This is a genomic window from Oleiphilus sp. HI0123 (assembly GCF_001635315.1).
Genome location: NZ_LWGE01000210.1, coordinates 1 through 596 on the forward strand (window position 1 = coordinate 1; position 596 = coordinate 596).

General features: G+C 47.7%; 1 protein-coding gene. It reads right to left on the reverse strand.

Annotated features, from left to right (window positions below; all coding sequences use genetic code 11):
• Positions 1 to 596 (reverse strand): molecular chaperone (locus A3761_RS01960; protein ID WP_156491504.1); only part of this gene is annotated, 596 nt, incomplete at both ends.

Consider the following 596-nt stretch of genomic DNA (forward strand, 5'->3'; position numbering starts at 1 on the left):
TATGCGGGAGCCAAGTTGCTCACCGTTCTTCTCATATAGTTCCACGTTCCCATAGAGAGAAAAATTTCCTTGGCGATGTAGCGAGAAGTGGAGCTCTTCTACTTGCTCGTTTTGCACGATTGGCTGAATGTCAGAGATGCTTGCAGTGGTCGTAGAAGCGCCTTTTCTGACGATTACGGGGATTGCTAGTTTTAATACTGGCTGAACGGCAAGGTTTAGTTGGATATCTTCATCGTTCTTTGGGGTAGCCGGAGAGTTCGCGTCAGCTTTTTGCGGGATCTGTTTAAGAACCAGGTGAGATAGATATTCCCCTTCTGCCAAACCTTTAGGGCGTCGAGCAGCGATACGAATTGTTTGAGATCCACCGGCAGGAATATCAACTCGGCGAGGGGAGTAACGAATCATATCGCCTGCATAGGGCCCACCTTGTTCCGGGTTTTCTATGTCAACGATACTACCGTCTTCTTTCATATACTTATGCTCAAAGTATATTTGGTATCGTCCTGCTTTATCATCAGTGTTTAGCAAGTCCAGGCTTGCACTTCTTTCTCGGTCTTGTAACACGATGCGCTGAGGGTTCAGCACTAGCCCGGCAG